Source organism: Gilliamella sp. GillExp13 (genome assembly GCF_001690815.1).
GTDB lineage: Bacteria > Pseudomonadota > Gammaproteobacteria > Enterobacterales > Orbaceae > Gilliamella > Gilliamella bombi.
In genome coordinates this window covers 1-21,069 of the sequence record NZ_LZHJ01000160.1, presented here as the reverse complement: position 1 = coordinate 21,069, position 21,069 = coordinate 1, and the positions used below count along the sequence as shown (strand labels likewise).

At 33.6% G+C, this 21,069-nt stretch carries 20 protein-coding genes; 6 read left to right on the top strand and 14 right to left on the bottom strand.

The window, feature by feature from the left end:
- The first annotated feature begins 27 nt into the window (after positions 1 to 27).
- Both A9G37_RS11505 and A9G37_RS11500 read left to right on the top strand, forming a co-directional pair.
- Positions 28 to 966 carry an EamA family transporter gene (locus A9G37_RS11505; protein WP_034914486.1) on the top strand — a complete coding sequence of 313 codons (939 nt, stop codon included), beginning with the start codon at positions 28 to 30 and terminating at the stop codon, positions 964 to 966.
- Positions 967 to 1,919: 953 nt separating this feature from the next.
- Positions 1,920 to 2,396, top strand: a complete 477-nt coding sequence (locus A9G37_RS11500) for a hypothetical protein (protein WP_034914483.1) — start codon at positions 1,920 to 1,922, stop codon at positions 2,394 to 2,396.
- A gap of 399 nt (positions 2,397 to 2,795) precedes the next feature.
- Here the strand turns inward: A9G37_RS11500 and A9G37_RS11495 are convergent, their stop codons facing one another.
- From A9G37_RS11495 to A9G37_RS11450, 10 genes are all read right to left on the bottom strand, one after another.
- Positions 2,796 to 4,400 carry a hypothetical protein gene (locus A9G37_RS11495; RefSeq protein WP_065575580.1) on the bottom strand — a complete coding sequence of 535 codons (1,605 nt, stop codon included), beginning with the start codon at positions 4,398 to 4,400 and terminating at the stop codon, positions 2,796 to 2,798.
- A gap of 437 nt (positions 4,401 to 4,837) precedes the next feature.
- Positions 4,838 to 6,118 carry an ammonium transporter AmtB gene (gene amtB / locus A9G37_RS11490; protein ID WP_034912125.1) on the bottom strand — a complete coding sequence of 427 codons (1,281 nt, stop codon included), beginning with the start codon at positions 6,116 to 6,118 and terminating at the stop codon, positions 4,838 to 4,840.
- Positions 6,119 to 6,139: 21 nt separating this feature from the next.
- Entirely contained in the window at positions 6,140 to 6,478 is a 339-nt protein-coding gene (gene glnK / locus A9G37_RS11485) for a P-II family nitrogen regulator (RefSeq protein ID WP_034912116.1), read from the bottom strand.
- Positions 6,479 to 6,733: 255 nt separating this feature from the next.
- Positions 6,734 to 8,224 carry a dGTPase gene (dgt, locus tag A9G37_RS11480; RefSeq protein ID WP_065575579.1) on the bottom strand — a complete coding sequence of 497 codons (1,491 nt, stop codon included), beginning with the start codon at positions 8,222 to 8,224 and terminating at the stop codon, positions 6,734 to 6,736.
- A 41-nt stretch (positions 8,225 to 8,265) separates the two neighbouring features.
- Positions 8,266 to 9,342, bottom strand: coding sequence for a 5-(carboxyamino)imidazole ribonucleotide synthase (purK, locus tag A9G37_RS11475; protein WP_034912166.1), 1,077 nt, complete (start codon positions 9,340 to 9,342; stop codon positions 8,266 to 8,268).
- 1 nt (position 9,343) lies between these two features.
- Positions 9,344 to 9,844 carry a 5-(carboxyamino)imidazole ribonucleotide mutase gene (gene purE / locus A9G37_RS11470; protein WP_034912110.1) on the bottom strand — a complete coding sequence of 167 codons (501 nt, stop codon included), beginning with the start codon at positions 9,842 to 9,844 and terminating at the stop codon, positions 9,344 to 9,346.
- 169 nt (positions 9,845 to 10,013) lie between these two features.
- Positions 10,014 to 10,364, bottom strand: coding sequence for a RidA family protein (locus A9G37_RS11465; protein WP_034912106.1), 351 nt, complete (start codon positions 10,362 to 10,364; stop codon positions 10,014 to 10,016).
- A 25-nt stretch (positions 10,365 to 10,389) separates the two neighbouring features.
- Positions 10,390 to 12,393: an excinuclease ABC subunit UvrB gene (gene uvrB, locus A9G37_RS11460; protein ID WP_034912102.1), complete on the bottom strand. Its 2,004-nt coding sequence runs from the start codon at positions 12,391 to 12,393 to the stop codon at positions 10,390 to 10,392.
- A gap of 382 nt (positions 12,394 to 12,775) precedes the next feature.
- Positions 12,776 to 14,248 (bottom strand): molybdate ABC transporter ATP-binding protein ModF, encoded by a 1,473-nt coding sequence (gene modF, locus A9G37_RS11455; RefSeq protein WP_034912101.1) that lies wholly within the window; start codon positions 14,246 to 14,248, stop codon positions 12,776 to 12,778.
- 15 nt (positions 14,249 to 14,263) lie between these two features.
- Entirely contained in the window at positions 14,264 to 15,046 is a 783-nt protein-coding gene (locus A9G37_RS11450; protein WP_034912100.1) for a TOBE domain-containing protein, read from the bottom strand.
- 288 nt (positions 15,047 to 15,334) lie between these two features.
- Between A9G37_RS11450 and modA the strand changes: the two genes are divergently transcribed.
- Genes modA through modC form a run of 3 tightly spaced genes read left to right on the top strand, consistent with a single transcriptional unit; the run spans position 15,335 to position 17,494 of the window.
- On the top strand, positions 15,335 to 16,090 hold the full coding sequence (gene modA, locus A9G37_RS11445; RefSeq protein ID WP_442902671.1) for a molybdate ABC transporter substrate-binding protein: 756 nt from the start codon (positions 15,335 to 15,337) through the stop codon (positions 16,088 to 16,090).
- Positions 16,091 to 16,118: 28 nt separating this feature from the next.
- Positions 16,119 to 16,808 carry a molybdate ABC transporter permease subunit gene (gene modB / locus A9G37_RS11440; protein WP_065575578.1) on the top strand — a complete coding sequence of 230 codons (690 nt, stop codon included), beginning with the start codon at positions 16,119 to 16,121 and terminating at the stop codon, positions 16,806 to 16,808.
- Positions 16,809 to 16,813: 5 nt separating this feature from the next.
- Positions 16,814 to 17,494: a molybdenum ABC transporter ATP-binding protein gene (gene modC / locus A9G37_RS11435; RefSeq protein ID WP_034912079.1), complete on the top strand. Its 681-nt coding sequence runs from the start codon at positions 16,814 to 16,816 to the stop codon at positions 17,492 to 17,494.
- Here modC and A9G37_RS11430 read toward each other — a convergent pair.
- From A9G37_RS11430 to A9G37_RS11415, 4 genes are all read right to left on the bottom strand, one after another.
- Positions 17,473 to 18,225 (bottom strand): UDP-2,3-diacylglucosamine diphosphatase, encoded by a 753-nt coding sequence (locus tag A9G37_RS11430; protein WP_034912073.1) that lies wholly within the window; start codon positions 18,223 to 18,225, stop codon positions 17,473 to 17,475. The two genes, modC and A9G37_RS11430, sit on opposite strands and share 22 nt — an antisense overlap.
- Positions 18,218 to 18,709: a peptidylprolyl isomerase B gene (ppiB, locus tag A9G37_RS11425; protein WP_034912070.1), complete on the bottom strand. Its 492-nt coding sequence runs from the start codon at positions 18,707 to 18,709 to the stop codon at positions 18,218 to 18,220. The genes A9G37_RS11430 and ppiB overlap by 8 nt, the downstream gene beginning before the upstream one ends.
- A 63-nt stretch (positions 18,710 to 18,772) precedes the next feature.
- Positions 18,773 to 19,624, bottom strand: coding sequence for a bifunctional methylenetetrahydrofolate dehydrogenase/methenyltetrahydrofolate cyclohydrolase FolD (folD, locus tag A9G37_RS11420; RefSeq protein WP_034912064.1), 852 nt, complete (start codon positions 19,622 to 19,624; stop codon positions 18,773 to 18,775).
- Positions 19,625 to 19,687: 63 nt separating this feature from the next.
- Entirely contained in the window at positions 19,688 to 20,377 is a 690-nt protein-coding gene (locus A9G37_RS11415; protein WP_065575577.1) for a DUF2884 family protein, read from the bottom strand.
- Positions 20,378 to 20,904: 527 nt separating this feature from the next.
- On the opposite strand from A9G37_RS11415, the gene A9G37_RS13725 reads away from it, so the two are divergent.
- Positions 20,905 to 21,069: helix-turn-helix domain-containing protein (locus A9G37_RS13725; protein WP_141671205.1), on the top strand; the 165-nt coding region annotated here is incomplete at its 3' end.

The window sequence follows — 21,069 nt, the reverse complement described above, 5'->3', positions numbered from 1 at the left end:
TGTTATTTTTTGTTACGAGATTTAGATATGAAAGATAAATTTTTAGGCAGTTTACTGGTTTTATTAGGTGCATGTAGCTTTGGTGTACTATCTTCTATCGTTAAGACGGCTTATCAAGACGGGTATAAATTAGGTGAAGTCACTGGTATCCAATGTTTTTTGGGAATGTTAATGTTATGGAGTATTCACTTTATTGTCAAAATAATACGCTCCCCAAAAGTATCTACATCAACAAACACACGATTAGAGACTCCAACAGAAAAGAATACAAAATTGACAAAAAAATGGAAGATCTGCGCTGTTGGTCTATTTCCTGGATTAGTCGGTATTTGTTATTACCAATGCGTACAACTAGTGCCTGCATCAATTGCAATTATTTTATTAATGCAATATTTGTGGATTAGCGTCTTTATTGATTTTATTTTTTTCAAAAACAAACCTAGTATTATTCAACTTTCAGCGATTATTGTAATTATCTTAGGTAGCTGCTTAGCAGCAGGTATTTTTAATCAAGATATTAGTTTAAATTTAGCTGGTTGTTTTTTTGGTTTTTTAGCAGCACTGATGTATTCACTCTTTATTAGTACTAGCAGCAATATTGGTAACGAATTACCTAAGCTTGAAAAAAGTGCGTGGATGATTACCGGCGCATGTATTATTACTTTTTTGATATTTCCACCTTTATTTTTCTTCAAACTTGATATTAGCGACAAACTTTATCAATTAGGATTTTTATTAGCATTACTAGGTACTGTATTGCCACCTTTTTTGTTTTCGGTAGGAATTCCAAGAATTGGAATTTCATTAAGTGCCATTTTGTCGGCAGCAGAATTGCCTGTGGCGGTCACTTGTTCATATTTTTATTTACGCGAATCGGTCCATTTTAATCAATGGATTGGAGTGGGTATTATTCTTCTGGCAATTGCTTTACCTAATTTAAAACATATCAAAAAGAGCAAACTTTAAAAATAGTTAGCTCATCTGACATTTTCGCCTTAAAATGTAGGAAAACACCAATTTGTTTATATTTCACAGTTAAAATAATTCTCTAAAAACTCATAAGGTGTTTTATTTAAAATCGCCTTATGTTGTTTAACTTTATTATTATAAAAGTGAGCAAATCACTTAAAATTTTGTTTGTATCTGTTGTATCACTAACTATTTGCTGATTATGCCGCATATCAATTAAAACTACTGCAATAAAAAGTATGTTAATCGCCGTATTTGTTTCAATTCCTGTAAACAGCGTAAGGAAATCCTATATATTAGGTTGATTATTTGTAATATCCAAAGGCATTGAAAACCCAACAATCATCACCATAATTATGTTCGTCTTATAATTTAACCGATATTGCTAGTTTTTTACTAAAAAATAAATCATTCCGTGCTCTGCACTATTTTAAATAGCTTTAATAGTTAAATATATTAAAAATTATTATGATATATTGATTAACTTCGTTATGTATTTGTCTATAAAATTAGACGTAAGATCTTTAACTAAAAGATAAAATTAGCGATATTATTGAACTTTCCAAAATTAAATCTGTCTTAAAAAAGTGATTATTTTTAAATAGGTAGTCATTCGCTTATTAAGTTTTTACTATTAAGCAATAATGTTTTACTGTATTGATAATATACCGTAATTAACCTTTAAGTAAGGTTTATAAGTAAATAAGACTTTTCATTTTCTGATAGCAGTTGTTCTTAATAGTATTTTATTATTTTAAGTACCTATGCTTTGAAACTTAAATTCATTAATTTAAATATTTATTATAACATAATGAGTTATTTTAATTTTTGTTGTTTTTTTATATTTAAGTATTATGTCAACCAAAAACATTTTTACATAAAATTAACAGCCTCTTTTATTTATTAAGGTCTTGTTATCTTTTTATTTTAATTAAAAGGAAGTTACAAAAATGAAGATATTAAAAAAAACTTTATTTACCTTAGTGCATAGTAATAGCGCAATACCTGAACACAGAACGCTGGCTTATTTAGATCCTACATTAAATTATTATACCGATCATATCGACGAAATTATTGCTTTGCGTGTTAAAGAACTTAAATTGCATCATCCTGAATATAGAGAATGCCCCGATTGTGACAGAACCAATAACAAAAAGGGATTTTCTTTTGTTTTTCATGAAATATTTGAGTCAGAGCACCATAAAAAACAAATTGGCATGTTAAAAGACGAAATAGCTATTACAAAAGAATCGAATAAAATAAAGGAATTACTTGATACCCGTATAAAAGAAATCGCTAATGTTTATCCTGAGTTACAATTTAACTTTAATGACATGCAGGTTTTACCAGCTAAAGTCAAAGAGTATATTTTTGCACCGCCGTTAATATTAACTGAAGATCATGCAATTATGCTTTGGGATGATTAAATAAAGCTGTTAACAAAAAATCAATTGCCGTGATGTGCTATTGTAAAATTAAGCTGTTATGCTTACTATTATCGACCTAAATTATTAAATGATCCAATAATTACTCTAATATTTAGCAAGATAGCCGAAAAACATTTACCCTGATTTCTTCCTAAATGTTTTAATCATATTAAAAAGCTAGGCTATCAGTGGATATCACAAACGTGTTTATCGGGAATATTGTTAATTAAAACTAAATGTTGGACTAATCCTCTAAAAACGCCTTATGCGTTTTTAGAGGATTATTTTAACCATGAAAAGTAAACAACTCGGCGTTTTCCTACAATTTTGTTTTTTTATGTATATTTATTACAGTATTTATCAAATTACCATAAAAACATAAATAATTCTTACATATAACTAAGGGCTAACGCAGGCTACTCTATAGTCTTGATCCGAATGATCTCTACCACCAACAATACCTGTATTTGTCTCTACAACGACATTGATATTGTACGCTTTTTGACCTGAATCTGATGTCCAATAATACCCTCTATAGTCTCCCCAAGCAGGATCGCCAACACGAAAATATTCCCAATCACTATCTTTATAATAAATCTGAGTCATACGTCCCCATTCGCTAAATAATCCTCCCATCCAATAACCATTCACTTTATAACTAATTTTTCGTAAATAGCTTTCGTCTGCTATACCATTCTGCCAATCGTAACGTCTTGAATTAGTAAAATCAAGCACTTTGGTCATACGATATCCACCACCATTAAAGTTATCACAAAATGCTACTGCATTTTGATACCCCCCTGCACCACCTTTTTTAGTGACATACCAACGCTCTAATCTAAAATTATACAATGGGTCATTGTTTTTATCGTGTAAATAAAATGTTGAAGGAATAAAAGAACCAGGATTACTCTCCTTAGGACCCGTTAAGTTAATTTTTACAAGCCCTGTAGGTAGCTTATTTTCAGCATTTAACGTTAATGTTACCCCTCCCGTCGAAATTGTTCGACCATTTTTATTTACTATATCTTGCGCTTTCATTCCTGCAACACTCAAGTAAAAAAATAAATTATGAGAGCCTGTGGTTGGAAAGTTTGCTCCAGGATTCGCTGGATTATAAGCATAAAACCCTCTATATTTATTCCAATCACCATGCGGATCGTTAAGAGAAGAAACTGCACCATCGTAAGGTATATCATTTGAATGCCAATCATATTCTAAATTAGGCATAGCATAACAAAATTGTGGTTTATCCATTTTGGGATAAAGATAATAGGTATGCCTATTTCCAGTAAATTTATCACTTTCAGAAGGAATACCATATTCTGTCTTAATGCTCACATCTTCCACTTCTAACGTCAATTGATAAGGTGCATCACAGCCATTTAATGCTTTATCTGAGTTATCCTTCACATAATTAGTAATATCTTGACCATATAAATTTTGCCATTTAATTTTTAATTTACTTGAATTGACACGATGAAGTGTATCGCCATCATCATCCTTCCAATAACCATTGTCATCAATCACTTTATCTGCCAATACTTCTGGATAATCCCCATGCGGTACTAATGTCTTGATATCTGCAAAAGTGGCTAAAAGTTTATCTAACACTAATGGGTTTTCCATACTTGAGCTATCATTTGATACAGTAATAATTTTGTTTCCAGGCAATGTTACTGATAATAAGGGACTAACTGAATCAGCATGAGTCGCGCCGCCATCAAAGGTTAAATAAGGCGCAGTACCATGAATGCGCTCAGAAGTCGTGGCCGATAATGCCTGTGATTCTAATGAGTACAGCAATAACAACAACGGCGCTAATGCCAATGGGATTTTTGAAAATAATTCAAGAGATAATTTCGATGATATAAATGAGTTTCGTGCAAAAACTCGTCGAATAGGATTATTTGATAAATTTAAGACATAAGTTTGCTTGTGCCTTGTGCCTTGTGCCTTGTGCCTTGTGCCTAAAATGGTACTGCATTTCGTTTCACCTGTCAAGTAATATTTTGTTTTATTTGAATTTTTATGTTTATTCGCTTATTTAATAAGCTTGTCTTTCTAAAGCGATTAAAGTATAGCCGTTTAAGGGGTGATTGACTAGTTTTTTAGCGGACTTTTTTGTAAAGAAATGTAAAGATGATATGTTTACACTTTTTTAGTATCAAAAAGGTAAAATCATAGATTCATTTTATATTCAATCGGTGACTGATAATTTAAAGACTATTACAAGTAATCCTCTTTCATATACAGAAAACCTAAAATACACAATTATCTTGCAATTTAAATTTTAATTATCAAACCTCGTATCAGTAAATATCAAGTAATTCCTATAATAATAAAAGCTATAATTTACAGGAATATCTCCCTGTAAATTATTTTGAGTTTAAATCTGTTTTTATATCTAATTTTTAATTAATGACTGTTTCGGTTAGTGATTAACTATTAAAAGCACTTTCGCCATGGCTATTAATATCCAGACCTTCTCTTTCATGTTCTTCTGATACTCTTAAGCCAACAATGATATCTGCAATTTTATAAGCAATATAAGCAACCACTGTAGTCCAAACTACGCAGGTAATAACACTCATCAATTGTATTCCTACTTGAGTTGCCATTGTAATGCCTTCGGCATAACCAATACCTCCTAACGATTCTGATGTAAATATACCAGTTAATATACAACCCACAATTCCACATACGCCGTGTACACCAAATACATCACATGTATCATCAACTTTTAGAATTCTTTTGAGTGTTGATACTCCCCAGACACCAGCAAAACCACAAATAAGCCCTATTAACATAGCACCACCTACACCAACAAGACCTGCCGCTGGTGTTACACCAACTAATCCCGCTATCACTCCTGATGCCGAACCAAGGCAAGATGGTTTACCTCGTAAAAACCATTCTGCGAATGTCCATGCCAAAACCGCTGCTGCTGTAGCTGCAACAGTGTTAATAAAGGCTAAACCTGCGATTTCATCTGCATGCGTTGATGATCCTGCATTAAAGCCAAACCAACCTATATAAAGAATAGCAGCTCCAAGGTAGACATAAGGTAGGTTAAATGGTTTTAGTGGTTCACGATTATAGCCTATACGATTTCTAATCAGATAAGCACCCACTAGTCCTGCAATCGCAGCATTAATATGTACTACCGTACCACCAGCAAAATCAAGTGCTCCTTCATCACCTAAAATTCCGCCTCCCCATACCATGTGCGCCATGGGAATATATGAAAATGTAAACCATAACACCATAAATATTAATACTGCTGAAAAACGAATTCGCTCAGCAAAAGCACCTGGAATTAAGCAACAAGTAATGCAAGCAAATGATCCTTGGAATGCTATCCAAATTAGCTCGTAAATCGATCCTGACACATCTGTAATACCTATCCCTGTTAATAGAAAATGGTTAAAGTTGCCATAAAACCAGTTCCCTTCACCAAAAGCAAGTGTATAACCGTAAACAATCCATAGCACCGCTATTAACGAAAAAGTTACTAGTACTTGTGTTAACATCGATAACACATTTTTAGAACGTAATAATCCACCATAAAACAAAGCAATCCCTGGCACCGACATAAAAAGTACTAGGGCGGTACAGATCATCATAAAGCCGTTATCCGCTTTATCAACTACAGCAGCTTCTTCGGCAAAAGCTGAACTTGAGAATAAAATAACTAAAAAGGGAATAATTTTTTTCAACATAATGATTTCCTTAACAATCAATTACAATGCCGAGTCATCGGTTTCACCAGTACGTATACGCACTACATGTTCAAGTGAACTGACAAAAATCTTTCCATCACCAATTTTGCCAGTATATGCTGCTTTAGTAACTGTACTAATAACTTGGTCAAGTTCATCATCTCTAATAGCTAAATCAATTTTAACTTTAGGTAGAAAATTGACATTATATTCTGCACCACGGTAAAGTTCGGCATGACCTTTTTGTCGTCCAAAACCTTTAACTTCGGTAACAGTTAATCCTGTAATACCTATATTAGATAAGGCTTCTCGGACTTCTTCTAATTTGAAAGGTTTTATAACTACGGTAACTAATTTCATCAATCGCTCCTAAAAATTGTGAGTTACAGATTAAATTATGCAAAGAGTGTGCCAAAAAAATTAACTTGAATTGAATTTGCTACTACAACTTAATTTATAAAAATATAGCTATCATAAAATTAAAGTTCAGCTGTTTTGATTGGAAGGTTAAAACAAAAGATAACAAATAGTTAATTAGATTTATTATTTAGCAGCGCACTAATATGGTGCCAATGCATATTAGTGGTGCTTAGCTGTTATAAAAATTAATAGGATCTAGAATGTCACCATTAACTTGCGATATTCGTCATAAGCAAAGTGATCTGTCATGCCGCTAATATAATCCTGCAATAAGCGACATCGATAGTAGAATTCCATACACGCAAAATTTTCCGCTTTATTTATATTGAGTTTGTTAACTGCTTGTTTATAAGCGACACAATGTTTTGAGGATAATTTATGATATAAGCGAGTTTCAATAGGATAATTTTTGTGATGTTTATCCTCAACCAATTTCAAAAAGTCGTTAGTAGGCATATCAAGCAGTGGGCTATAAATATCGAGTAATCCACTAATAATTCGGTACCCTTGAAGTTCAATATTTTCAACCGATTCATGGTTAAATATATGTTCAAGTCCAACTGTTTTGAAAATATTGAGTAATTTATATTCTGCACCATGATCTTCAAGTAAGGCATGATTAAATGAGCCGTGATAAATTTCTTCAATATTTTCAATAAAGCGTTCAGCAGCATGTGGTACCAATTTGCCAATAGTGTTGACACGTAGGTACATAAAAAATTGGTCGATGCCTATCGCATCAAAACCATTTTGATTTAGATTTTCATAAGGGCGATTGACAACGGTATCAAACAGATCACCTTTTTTAATCGGTCCCCATGCCTCAGCTAAGTAAGTATAAAGCTGTTTTACTGTTAGAATTTTCTTTTCAACCGCATCTTCTAGATCGGCAATGCAATATGAGATATCGTCGGCGGCTTCCATAATATAGGTAAATGGATAACGATGAAATGGTTTGATATCAAGCTGTTTAGATAACTCCTCAATAAATGGTTCTTCTGATAAATAATAACCTGCTTTTTTCATTAAATAAGAAAATTCTGGCAGTACCGGCTTAGACCAATAAGCTGGTTTAGAATATTTCATAATTGAAGCAATCTGAGAGTAAGTTAAATTGAGACGTAATATTGTATGCACTAAACGAATTGCTTGTGCATTACCTTCGAAACTTGATAAATCTTGGCGAATTTTAGTTTTAAGTTCTTTTATTTCTTCTTTATCACTAACATTTATTTCAAGAAATCGATAATCTGTTGCTCTGCCAAGACCTAAACGTAGAGTAAACCATTTATTAATGGCAGCCTCACCAAAATGACCAAATGGAGGATTACCAATATCATGCATTAAACAAGCCATTTCAACTAGGCTTTCAATCGCCATTATACAATTATCAAGCCCATATTTTTTTAATTTTCCAGCATTGCCAAGGCGATTAACGATTTCTTTGACTATGTATCGCCCAACTTGTTGCACTTCCATAGAGTGAGTAAGTCTTGTTCTAACTACTGAGTTTCGTTCTAATGGAAAAACTTGCGTTTTTTGCTGTAGGCGACGAATAGCGGCTGAGTTTATGATGCGTCCACGATCACTTTCAAAACAGCGTACTATTGAGTACTCATCAGACAGAGCTTCACGCTGTTTGCTAGCATAACGCTGATAATTAATTTTTTGGTTAAAGTTGATCATGGGTTCATCCTTAATTTAATCACCTTAATTGTTTTAAATCTTCAAATTGCTAATGTTTGTTTTGCCCATTCAATACTTTTTTGATAATCATTAGGTAATAACGGTATTAAATTCTCTAATGCTTTTAACAATTTGTTTGTTTGGTTATGGGTTAAATTTAAATGCCCTACTTTACGTCCAACTCTAACTTCTTTTTCATACCAATGAAGATGTACCAAATCAATTGATAACCAATTTAAATTTAATTCTGTGCCAATTAAGTTAACCATAACTGATGGCGTAAATACATCTGGCTTAGGAAATGGAAGCCCCAATATAGCACGAAGATGTAATTCAAATTGGCTAATTGAAGCTCCATTTTGCGTCCAATGACCACTATTATGTACTCGTGGAGCAAGTTCGTTGATCAGTAGTTCATTACCAACAATAAAGCATTCCATTGCCATTACGCCAATATAATTCAATTTATGCATAATAGCAGATAGCATTTGTTCTGCTTTTATTTGTAATGAATCTGATTTGTTAGGTTGTACAACACTTATTTTTAAGATGCCGTCTTGGTGGAAGTTATTGGTAAGGGGATAAAATACTGTTTCACCTTTTGCATTACGAGCGCCTATTAATGACATCTCTTTTTCGAACGGGATAGCCTGTTCAACAATAGCGTGCTGATAGATATCATCAGGTACAGTTATTGGACCATTAATAGCAATTCGCCATTGCCCTCGTCCATCATAACCGCCAGTTCTACGTTTAACAATTAATCGATCGCCAAGTTCAGTAAATAACGTTGACCAATCTTGAGGGTGATCAAGCGAAAACCATTTCGCTGTCGGTAAACCAAGTTCGTCAAGTAGCTGTTTTTGCGTTAAACGGTCGGCAATAATAGGAAAGACATCTCGATTAACAAAATGCGAATGTTTAGCTAAAATTTGTGTAAACGGAGTATCTGACCATCGCTCAATTTCAGCTGTTATTACTGACTGTTGATATGGAATGACGGTAGGATCTACATCTAATCCAACTGGATAAACTTTTATACCTATTGGTTCGCCTGCTTGCTTAAGCATTCGCCCTAATTGCCCGTTACCTAGTACACAAACAGATTGAAGTTTCATATTATGCATTCACTCTTGGATCTGGGTTATTTAGTACCTCATCAGTTTGAGTTAATCGCCATGTTGATAAACGTTGATATATTTCTTTATCATGTAGAGCTAGAATCTGTGCAGCAAGTAATGCCGCATTCGCTGCACCAGATTTACCTATTGCTAAAGTACCAACAGGAATACCTTTAGGCATTTGAACAATAGAATAGAGACTATCTACTCCACTTAATGCAGCACTTTGCACAGGAACACCTAATACAGGAATCAGCGTTTTAGCAGCTAACATACCTGGCAAATGAGCCGCACCGCCAGCACCAGCTATGATTACATCAAAGCCTTTTTGTTTAGCATCTTCAGCAAAACAAAATAATTTATCAGGGGTACGGTGAGCAGAAACGATTTCAACATGATAAGGAATTGTTAACGCATCAAGGATGTCGGCTGCGTGTTGCATAGTAGTCCAATCGCTTTTGGAACCCATTACTATGGCAATTCTAGGTTGAGTATGCATGGCAAATGTATGAATAATTAAAATAAGATGTATGTGAAGTATACACTAAAATTTAATTAATGGGGATAGTAAGGATTTTATCTGTTAGCAATTAAAATACATGTTCCCAGCAGAATGAAGATGATAAACAAAGTGATACCGCCGAATAGTATCGGCGGTGAAGAAAAAGTTAGCCTTTTACTGCTGCCACGATTTTAATTTCTATCAAATATTCTTTTTTCATTAACCCTGCTTGCACTGTACAACGTACTGGTGCACTACCTTTAGCTACCCATTCGTCCCATGCTTTATTCATAGCGGCAAAGTCACTTTTATTAACTAAAAATAATGTTACATCTAATATACGTGATTTATCACTGTTAGCTCGGGCTAATATTTTGTCAATTTCAGCTAATGCACTTTTGGTCTGTACATAAGCGTCATTTTCAAGATCAGCTGGAACACTTGTGTAATAAATAACGTTATTATGGATCACTGCTTCAGACCAGCGGTTATCTGGATCAATTCGTGTTATTGTCATCATATTTTCCTTGTTAGATGAGTTATTAAGATACTTTAATAAAATCAGCACGCAATTTTTTTATTTCATCACGCAGTACACCAGCTTTTTCAAACTCAAGATTCTTAGCCGCTTCGTACATCATTGCTTCAAGCTCTTTCACTTTTGCCTGTACTTCTTTAACTGAGACATACTGATAAGGTTTGCCTGGTTCAAATGCTTGTACTTTGGCTGTTGATTTTTTGGTACTTAAACCTGCCTCTAATACGTCTTTAATTTCTTTGCGTACTGATTTTGGTGTAATGCCGTGTGCTGTATTAAAGTCTTCCTGTTTTTTACGACGACGGGCAGTTTCATCAATCGTTTTTTGCATAGCAGGGGTTATTCTATCAGCATATAATATGGCTTTACCATTTACATTACGAGCTGCACGCCCTACGGTTTGAATTAGTGAACTTTCTGAACGTAAAAAACCTTCGCGATCAGCATCCAATATTGCTATTAGTGAGACTTCAGGTATATCTAAACCTTCTCGCAATAAGTTAATGCCCACAAGTACATCAACTTTACCTAAACGTAGGTCACGAATAATTTCCATACGTTCAACCGTATTGATGTCTGAATGCAAATATTTTACAGTTATATTATGTTCTGACAGATAATCAGTTAAGTTTTCTGCCATACGTTTAGTTAATGTGGTCACTAAAACACGCTCTTGGTTATTGATACGAATTTTGATTTCAGATAATAGATCATCAACCTGCGTTGCAACTGGTCGAACTTCGATAATAGGATCTAATAAACCTGTAGGTCTAACTACTTGTTCAATAATTTCATTACCTGATTTTTCAATCTCGTATTTAGCTGGTGTTGCTGACACATAAATAGTTTGTGGCATGATGTTTTCAAATTCAGCAAATTTTAACGGTCGATTGTCTAGTGCTGATGGCAACCGAAAGCCATATTCAACCAGATTAAGTTTACGTGAACGGTCACCATTATACATTGCTCCTAATTGTGGAATAGCCACGTGAGATTCGTCAATAAAAAGTAATCCATCAGGTGGCAAATAATCAAATAAGGTTGCTGGCGGATCGCCCGGATTACGCTGAGCTAAAAAGCGTGAATAGTTTTCAATCCCAGAGCAATACCCCAATTCGGTCATCATTTCAATATCAAATAATGTCCGCTGAGTTAAACGTTGCTCCTCTAATAGACGATTATTGTCTAACAGAACTTTTTGACGTTCTTTAAGCTCTTGCTTTATTTGCGCAATAGCGTTTTCCATAATGTTTCTTGGTGTGACATAGTGCGTTTTTGGATAAATTGTTATCCGCGATACTTCATTTATGCTATTACCTGTAAGCGGATCAAACATAACAATTCGATCGACTTCATCATCAAATAACTCTACGCGCACAGCAAGATCGTCTGAATCAGCTGGAAAAATATCTATAACATCTCCTCGAACACGAAATGTACCACGACTAAAACCTATTTCATTACGAGTGTATTGCAATTCAGCTAATCGAGTTAAGATTGAACGCTGATCGGTTATGGTGCCTTTTGTTAGGTGTAATATCATCGACATATAGGTTTCTGGTGCTCCTAAACCATAAATAGCCGACACCGAAGCAACAATTACAACATCACGTCGTTCTAGTAGTGATTTAGTGGCAGAAAGACGCATTTGTTCTATATGTTCATTGATTGACGCATCTTTTTCAATAAATGTATCGGTTGACGGTACATAAGATTCAGGTTGATAGTAATCATAATAAGATACGAAGTATTCAACCGCATTTTCAGGGAAAAAGGCTTTCATTTCACCATATAGCTGAGCGGCTAATGTTTTATTTGGTGCTAAAATAATTGTAGGGCGATTATGTTTAGCAATAACATTTGCCATGGTAAATGTTTTACCTGATCCTGTTACGCCTAATAGTGTTTGATGCGCAATCCCATCATCAAGATTTTGATTAATCCTTTTTATTGCTTCTGGCTGATCACCAGCTGGCTTAAATTCGGAACATAATTTAAATTTTTTCATTACATCGCAACCTAATATTTTACCTATTAATAAAAATTATCCCCAAAAGGACTTGACCTTTTAAAATTTACTATTTTTTGTTCAATTAACATTTTCATTTATAAAAAAGACAACTAATTTATAACTTGATTTACGGTAACATGTTGATATAAAACAAAAAAATATTTCATGATTAAGTTACAATCAAATTAAGAAAAATCCTGATAGTTACTGAGGTTAGCGCTTTTTTCAATAAAATACACACAGAGTTATCCACAGGCAACGGGGATAACTTTATAAATATAGTCTTTATAAACTTTTTTCAATTATCAAGATAAAATTTCAAAAAAAATCCCTTTTATTTTAATGTTTATTCCTATCTTTAACGCTGCTTTTGATAGTTTTAACTAATCATTCGATTTATCTGTTCGATTTGATATTGATAGCTATGATCCAAGTTTTGGATGAAAGTCAATCGGTGAGTGATGCATTTTGGCGCATCTTCTGCGTGATGAGACACGAATAGCAACTGCGTGTACCCTTCACTAATTAAACGATCTATCCAACGTTTTACTAATTCTCGATTAAGATGATCGAGCCCTTGCAATGGCTCATCTAAAATAAGCAGTGTCGGATGTTTAACCAACGCTCTGGCAATCAATACTAATCTTTGCTGTCCCCAAGAAAGCGATTGAAAGGGTTTATCCGCCTGCGTTTGTAACCCTAGTAATTGTAGCCATTCATCAGCCAATTTAGCTTGTTTATCACTGGTAGCTTGGTAGACACCAATCGAATCAAAATAGCCTGACAATAACACAGTTTTAACGCTAGAACTAACTCGATAAGCCAAATGTAAGCTGCTACTAACATAACCAATATGGCGTTTAATATCCCAAATCGTTTCACCCGAACCTCGTTTACGACCAAATAAAGTGAGATCATTGCTATACCCTTGCGGATGATCGCCAGTTATTAAACTTAATAACGTTGATTTACCTGCGCCATTAGGTCCAACTATTTGCCAATTTTGTTTGGCTTTTACTCGCCAAGTTAATCCATTAATGATTGCTTTATCATCATAATATACATAACCATTATTTAATATGACTCGATCTAATTGATCCGCTAATTGAGTTGGTGGTTCGTCGGCTTCTGGTAATGGCATATTGGAAATATTTTCCAAATCAGCTAATTGCTTAACAGTTGTATCGTTTAATATTGTATCTTTTGTATCAATTTTCAATAGTTGGCAGTCGGCTAGTATGCCAATATTTTCAATAAAAGTAGGAATTTCATTAAATCGATTTAAAACAAGGACAATTGTGATACCTTGCTTAGCAAGATCTGCTAGTATTTCGGCTAAGTTTTCACGTGATGTCACATCTAAGCCATCAAAAGGCTCATCTAATATCAGAAAATCAGGTTGCTGCATCAAAACTCGACAGATTAAGGCTTTGCGTGTTTCACCAGTTGAAAGGTATTTAAAGCGTTTCGTTAATAGGTGTTCAATTCCAAATTGTGTTGCTAATTTTTGGCAAAGTACTTGATTAAAATTATTTTCTTGTATAATTTGCTGAGTGGTTAATCCTGTATCGTTTTCACCTTCGCTTAGCATATCTGTATTATTGCGTTTCCATTCATCATCAATTAGTTTTTGTAGCTGTTCAAACGATATGTGTGCTATGGAGTTAAATTGATTAATTACTTTGCCTGATAATAATGTTTGCTCACCAGCCAATGCTTTAACTAGTATAGATTTACCGCTGCCATTACGCCCCACAAATGCAACATTACTGCCTTGATTTATTGTAAGTGATTCAATAGTAAAAACTAGGTAGTCACTAATTTTAAAATGTGCGTTTTCTATTTGTAGCATGATAACCTCATATTGCTAAACTAATGTCGCAACAATAATATTTTGTGGATTAATAAATAGTTTTGATTGTTTGCCTGTAGCTAAGGCCGACTTTTTTACTTCACTGGCTAATTTGTTAGCATAAAGCACTATGCCAGAAGATAGTGTAAAAGCAATTTCACTCCAAATGCCATCAGTAGTGATTTTTTGAACGGTAACCGACAAGCAGTTTTCGTTCTCGATTTCATTTTTTAATTCAATTAATGGAGCTTTAATTAACAGCAATACTGTTTTGTCCGTACTCAACTTTAGCCGTTCAATACTTGATTGAGTAATGTAAACTTTTAACTCAGTTTGATTATCACTAAGTAGCACTGTAATAAAACCAGCAACATCATTTGTTTGAATCTGCTTAACCGTACCATATAATTGATTTCGTGCACTGGTTTGTAATGATAGTCTAGCTGTAGCTTTTAAAATATCATCTAAAGGTACTTTGTCATCATTTAGTATGTTAAAAGCATTTTGTTGTAGTTGAGTTAATAGATCATAGAGTTGGATAAATCTAACTGCATAAGCACTCAGTTTAGTGCCTCCTCCATTTTTACCACCAATTGCAGTAATTAAAAAAGGTTTAGGTGCTAATTTACTTATTTCATTAATGGCATCCCATGCGGTTTTATAACTAATACCAATTTGCTTGGCAGCCTGACTTAATGACCCCGTCTGTTCAATTGCTTTTAATAACGCAATACGCCTTGGATCAGTAAATAACTGCTGTTTTATATTTAACGTTAATAAAATTTCAGGAGAAAACATAATTTAACACCATGAAGAACCGACTAATCAATTTGGAAGAGATGAAGAGATAATAGTGATTATTGTAGACCCTTTTTGGCATTCCTTCAAAACTTGTTAAAAATCTTGTTGATTATCATATCGTATCAGCTTAAATGAATTTTAATTGTACTTTATATATAAATTCTGCTAGCATCGATATGTTATATTTTATATAACGGTCATTTAATAATTTGCCAAATAACATAATAAATCATAATAATCAATTGGATAAATAATATTAACAGTTAAAATTAACTCAATTTTATTGTGAGGAACAGAATGAAAAAAATTATTGGAATTATCTTAATGATGGCAATGACTTTTTCAGTTTCAGCTGCTGAAAAAATGACTATATTTGCCGCTGCCTCATTGACTAATGCTATGCAAGATATCGCTGCATCTTATAAAGCAGAACATAAAGATGCAAATATTGTATTCTCATTTGCTTCATCATCAGTATTAGCTAAACAGATTGAACAAGGTGCACCTGCGGATATATTTATGTCAGCAGATCAAAAGTGGATGACTTATCTTATTGAGCATAATTTAACTAAAAATAAACACGATTTATTAAAAAATACATTGGTGCTTATTGCTCCCCAAAACTCACATTTAGAGAATGTTTCAATTAATAAAAATACCAATTGGGAAATTATTTTACCTAAAGGTGAAAGAATAGCTATTGGTGATCCTGATCATGTACCAGCAGGGATGTATGCAAAAGAATCATTAACTAATTTAGGGGTATTTAATAAATTATCGCCACAATTTGCTCCTGCAAGTAATGTAAGAGACGCTTTGGTACTAGTTGAGCGTAATGAAGCTGCGCTTGGTATTGTATATAGTACCGATGCTAAAATAAGCAATAAGGTAAAAATAATTGGATCCTTTCCTGATGATACATTTAAGTCTATCGAATATCCCATCACTTTGTTGAATCAAAAAGCAACTGATTTTTATAAATATTTAAATTCACCACAAGCTAAAGCTATTTTTGAAAAATATGGATTTATAACCAAGTAATTTAATAAGTAAATAATTTTATAAAACTATGTTATTAACTGAATTTGAATGGCAAACCTTGCTACTTAGTTTAAAGATAGCCGCCACAGCAATTGGTTTTAGTTTGCCAATAGGCATTTTAACCGCTTGGATATTGGCACGCTGTCAATTTTTTGGTAAATCGCTATTTGATAGCCTCGTGCATCTTCCTCTTGTTTTACCACCAGTTGTTTTAGGTTATTTGTTGTTAATAACCATGGGACGACGTAGCATTATTGGCGAGTGGTTGAGTAGCCATTTAAATATTAGCTTTAGCTTTAATTGGCAAGGTGCAGCTTTAGCTTCGGCAGTAGTTGCATTTCCATTAATGGTGCGTTCAATTCACTTAGCCATTGAATCAATTGATACACGCCTTGAAAACGTTGCTCGGACTCTTGGAGCCCATAAGTGGCGAGTTTTTATAACTATTACTTTACCATTAGCCTTTCCTGGTATTCTTATGGGAATTGTATTGGGTTTTGCCCGTTGCTTAGGGGAATTTGGTGCAACAATCACTTTTGTGTCAAATATTCAAGATGAAACCCGCACCTTACCATTAGCAATGTATACGTTGCTACAAATTCCCAATGGTGAACAAGGTGCATTACGGCTGTGTATTATTTCGGTTGTGTTATCACTAATCGCACTTTTTTTATCCGAATTGTTAAATCGATGGCATAAAAAGAAGTTAGCAGGATAATCAATATGTTAAAAATAGATGTTCGCAAACAACTTGCTTCGTTTTCGTTCCAATTCAATCACGAGATAGCCTGCCAAGGGGTTACTGCTATTTTAGGCGTTTCTGGCTCGGGAAAATCCACACTAGTAAACCTTGTTAATGGATTAATTAAACCTGATCAAGGCCAAATCCAGTTGAATGGCTTACCACTAGTTGATTGCGATAAACACCTTTTTGTTACTCCTGAAAATCGGCATATTGGTACCGTTTTTCAAGATGCATTACTTTTCCCTCATTATAAAGTTATTAAAAATCTGATTTATGGTGCTAAAAATTTCAAGCAATTAAGATTTGATGAAATAGTTAATGTACTTAATATCCGACCATTATTAAATCGTTATCCTGCCATGTTATCTGGTGGAGAAAAACAGCGAGTTGCAATTGGTCGAGCACTATTAACCAACCCTTTATTACTATTAATGGACGAACCGCTTTCAGCTCTCGATATGCCAAGAAAAAAAGAACTGTTAACTTATATTAATAAATTAACTAATGAGCTAAATATACCCATTATTTATGTAACACATAATATTAATGAAGTTAAACAAATAGCCGATAATGTTGTAATTTTAGATCAAGGTAAGCTGATTGAGTTTGGTAAGACCGAACATGTTTTACAAAGTGACTATTTAAAAGAATGGTTATAAAGCTCTAAAGTATTACTATTTTCCGCTTGTTTAATATATGTCACGCCATCATGCCAAGCACCAAGCACCGCACGAGTTGCAGTGTTGCCTTCAATTTGAAAATGATGTACAGCAGGTTTATGTGTATGACCGTGCACCATAATATCTGCATTATGTTTAAACATCATTTCAATAACTGCTTGCTGATTTACATCCATGATATTTTCAGATTTGAGTTGATTATGTTGACTACTTTTTTTTCGTAACTTAGCTGCAATTTTCAACCGAATAAAAAGTGGTAAAAATAAAAATAATTTTTGAAGCCATTTATTATGCATAACTTTTCGGAAATTTTGATATTGATGGTCGTCAATACACAGTAAATCACCATGTAAAAAAATGATGTTTTTTCCTTGATTAGAAAGGCAATTAATCTCGGGTAGTAAGGTCATTTCGCATTGTTGCGCATACTTTTCCCCCAATAAAAAATCACGATTACCATGAACGAAATATTTTCTTATATTACGTTTTGATAAGGCTTGTAAAGCCTGCGCAATTTGATAATGTAAGTTTGTTTTTACATCATCCCCAACCCAGTAATCAAAAAGGTCGCCTAGAATGTAAAGCTCGCAGTTGTCGGGCAAAGTATCCAAAAAAGACAAAAAGCCTGCGGCTATATTAATATAACCTAAAGCAGGCTCATTATCTGCTAAATGAATATCAGCAATAAAATAACGAACAGGATTATTCAACCGTGACACTCGTAATAATAACATCTTCAACAGGAACATCAGAGTGCATACCACTGCGTTCTGTTTTAACAGCTTTTATTTTATCAACCACATCAAGCCCATCAACAACTTGTGCAAAAACACAATAGCCATAACCATTAATGTCCGCAGAGCGAAAGTTGAGATAATCATTATCAACCACGTTGATAAAAAATTGCGCAGTTGCCGAATGAGGATCTGATGTGCGTGCCATTGCTAAAGTACCACGTTCATTTTTTAGGCCGTTATTTGCTTCGTTTTTAATTGGTGATTTTGTCTTTTTTTGGTTCATTCCAGGCTCAAAACCACCACCTTGAATCATGAAATTATTAATAACACGATGAAATATTGTATTGTTATAAAAGCCTTCTTTGCAATATTCAACAAAATTTTTAACAGTCTCGGGCGCTTTATCATCAAAAGTTCTGATTTTAATATCACCTAAATTAGTGTGAAATGTAATCATTGTATAATCCTTTTTTAATATATATCTTTGGAATAAAATTTAGTAAATCTGAATTAATATAAATTATTTACCAAATTTTTCACATGCTTCTAATGTATTGCTCATTAACATAGCAACGGTCATTGGACCAACACCACCAGGAACCGGTGTGATCCATCCTGCTCTTTTAACAGCAACATCAAACTCTACATCACCTGCAAGTTTACCATCTGGCAAACGATTGATACCGACATCAATAACGATTGCACCCGGTTTTATCCACTCACCCTTAACATAATTAGCAATACCTACTCCCGCAACAACAATATCCGCATTGCTAACATGTTTTGCTAAATCAATAGTACGACTATGGGTAATGGTTGTTGTGCAACCTAATAATAATAACTCTAATGCCATTGGACGACCCACAATGCTTGATGCCCCTACAATGGTAGCATTTAAACCTGACAGATTTATGCCAGTGGATTCTAGCATTTTGACTACGCCATAAGGAGTACATGGTCGCAAGATTGGATCACGTTGTAGCAAGTGTCCAATATTATATGGGTGAAAGCCATCGACATCTTTACTTGGATCAATACGTTCAAGAACCTTAGTTTTATCAATATTATCAGGTAAAGGCAGTTGTACTAAAATACCATGCACATCTAAACGTTGATTTAGTTCATCAATTAATGCTAATAATTCATCGGTGGTCGTCGAGGTAAAGTCATAAGCAAATGAAACAAAACCAACATCATCACAAGCCTTTTGCTTATTTTTAACATAGATTTTTGATGCAGGATCTGAACCGACTTGAATTACTGCTAATCCTGGGACTGATAGTCCTTTTTCAATACGCATTTTGACCTTATTGGCAATTTCAGTACGTATTTGTTGTGCTAATACTTTCCCATCAATTATTTGTGCAGTCATAAGCTTCCGTTTAACTATCTTATTAGAGGTATCATTTTCGCAAAAGTTTTTATTAATGTCTATTTAGTTATGAATTGATTGATTAAGTTGACTCAATATTTGTTTGTATTGAGCATCAATATCTGTAATAACTGAACAAATATGAGCATCAAAAGCTTTTAATTTAGGTTTTTGAGCCTTCCATTCATTTTTAGAAATTTGTTTAATTGCTCCATAATTTTTAAAAAATTCGAAATGCAAAATACTTCCGCCCACAACATTATAAAAAATGCGTTGACCAATATCTTCTCCATCTTTTTTGATATTATTAAAATGTCGGTAAGAAAATCGCGTATTACCATTTTCAGTAATAATTGATGCATGTAACAACTTAACTAAACGTTTATATAATTTGTTTAACTCGCTTTTTAGCTCATTATCATCGCCCAATTGATTTTTTATTGCTTTTTCAAAAGTTTCTTTAACTTCAGTTAAAAGGCTTAATGATTGTTGTTCTAGTAGCGGCAACTGTTGACGTAAATCTTGCTGAAATTGAATCAGTTCTTTTTGTAATGATGGATTAAGTGATATCGTTTCTTTATTTAAAATGACATTACCATTTGGCATGATAATTAAATCATTTTTTTTATCAAAAATATGTACACTTTCTCTATTTATCGTAATGTCATAACTGGGCTTAATCCCACACTCTTTTTTAGCAGCAAATACGGTGATAGGTAACAACAAAGCAATCAATATCAATTTTTTTAACATATTCATATCCAGCTAGTTAATTCATGAATGATTATAACGTCTACTAAGAAATAAATATAATAAAATTAAATAAGTACTATAATTTTAAAAACAATACTAGCCAAACGGTTTAATTACTTTATATGATATCAAAATTAATTATAAGTAGTTTTATACTAAAACACATAGTTACCTGAAAGTTTTTGACAAACAATTTTTATCCTATTGAACAAAAATCGAATTCATCCTCCATAGTTTTTGCTTAAATTATACGCCGCAAGTTAAATGGTATAGAGTAGTAGGCGAGAGAACTAATACAGTAAGGGTATTCATATAAATATGCGAGCCTTGACTATTAAAAAAGTGTAGACTAGCGCCCGATGGTACAGTTATATGATAAATAGTATTTCATTATAGTGTGTGAATTCTTTATACAACTAATGTTCCTGGATTCAAACATGAAGTGCAATTTTAAACACGGTGGAGTGAAGAAAGTAGAAAGGTGATTTATACTAGCACCTTCGCACCACCACAGTTTGGAGATTGCTATGTATTATAATCACCTTTCTAGGAAGGAAAGATACCAGATTTTCGTATTATTACAAGCCGGAAAGAATAAAAAAGAGATAGCCCAGCTACTCAATAGACATCCTTCGACAATAAGTCGAGAGATAGAAAGAAACTCAAAACCTAATCAAGCCTATCAAGCACAT

Excerpts from the sequence above, each read along its gene's own strand:
- A9G37_RS11505 (WP_034914486.1), top strand. The coding sequence starts at position 28 with ATGAAAGATAAATTTTTAGGCAGTTTACTGGTTTTATTAGGTGCATGT.
- A9G37_RS11500 (WP_034914483.1), top strand. The coding sequence starts at position 1,920 with ATGAAGATATTAAAAAAAACTTTATTTACCTTAGTGCATAGTAATAGC.
- amtB (WP_034912125.1), bottom strand. The coding sequence starts at position 6,118 with ATGTTGAAAAAAATTATTCCCTTTTTAGTTATTTTATTCTCAAGTTCA.
- glnK (WP_034912116.1), bottom strand. The coding sequence starts at position 6,478 with ATGAAATTAGTTACCGTAGTTATAAAACCTTTCAAATTAGAAGAAGTC.
- dgt (WP_065575579.1), bottom strand. The coding sequence starts at position 8,224 with ATGATCAACTTTAACCAAAAAATTAATTATCAGCGTTATGCTAGCAAA.
- purK (WP_034912166.1), bottom strand. The coding sequence starts at position 9,342 with ATGAAACTTCAATCTGTTTGTGTACTAGGTAACGGGCAATTAGGGCGA.
- purE (WP_034912110.1), bottom strand. The coding sequence starts at position 9,844 with ATGCATACTCAACCTAGAATTGCCATAGTAATGGGTTCCAAAAGCGAT.
- A9G37_RS11465 (WP_034912106.1), bottom strand. The coding sequence starts at position 10,364 with ATGACAATAACACGAATTGATCCAGATAACCGCTGGTCTGAAGCAGTG.
- uvrB (WP_034912102.1), bottom strand. The coding sequence starts at position 12,393 with ATGAAAAAATTTAAATTATGTTCCGAATTTAAGCCAGCTGGTGATCAG.
- modF (WP_034912101.1), bottom strand. The coding sequence starts at position 14,248 with ATGCTACAAATAGAAAACGCACATTTTAAAATTAGTGACTACCTAGTT.
- A9G37_RS11450 (WP_034912100.1), bottom strand. The coding sequence starts at position 15,046 with ATGTTTTCTCCTGAAATTTTATTAACGTTAAATATAAAACAGCAGTTA.
- modB (WP_065575578.1), top strand. The coding sequence starts at position 16,119 with ATGTTATTAACTGAATTTGAATGGCAAACCTTGCTACTTAGTTTAAAG.
- modC (WP_034912079.1), top strand. The coding sequence starts at position 16,814 with ATGTTAAAAATAGATGTTCGCAAACAACTTGCTTCGTTTTCGTTCCAA.
- ppiB (WP_034912070.1), bottom strand. The coding sequence starts at position 18,709 with ATGATTACATTTCACACTAATTTAGGTGATATTAAAATCAGAACTTTT.
- folD (WP_034912064.1), bottom strand. The coding sequence starts at position 19,624 with ATGACTGCACAAATAATTGATGGGAAAGTATTAGCACAACAAATACGT.
- A9G37_RS11415 (WP_065575577.1), bottom strand. The coding sequence starts at position 20,377 with ATGTTAAAAAAATTGATATTGATTGCTTTGTTGTTACCTATCACCGTA.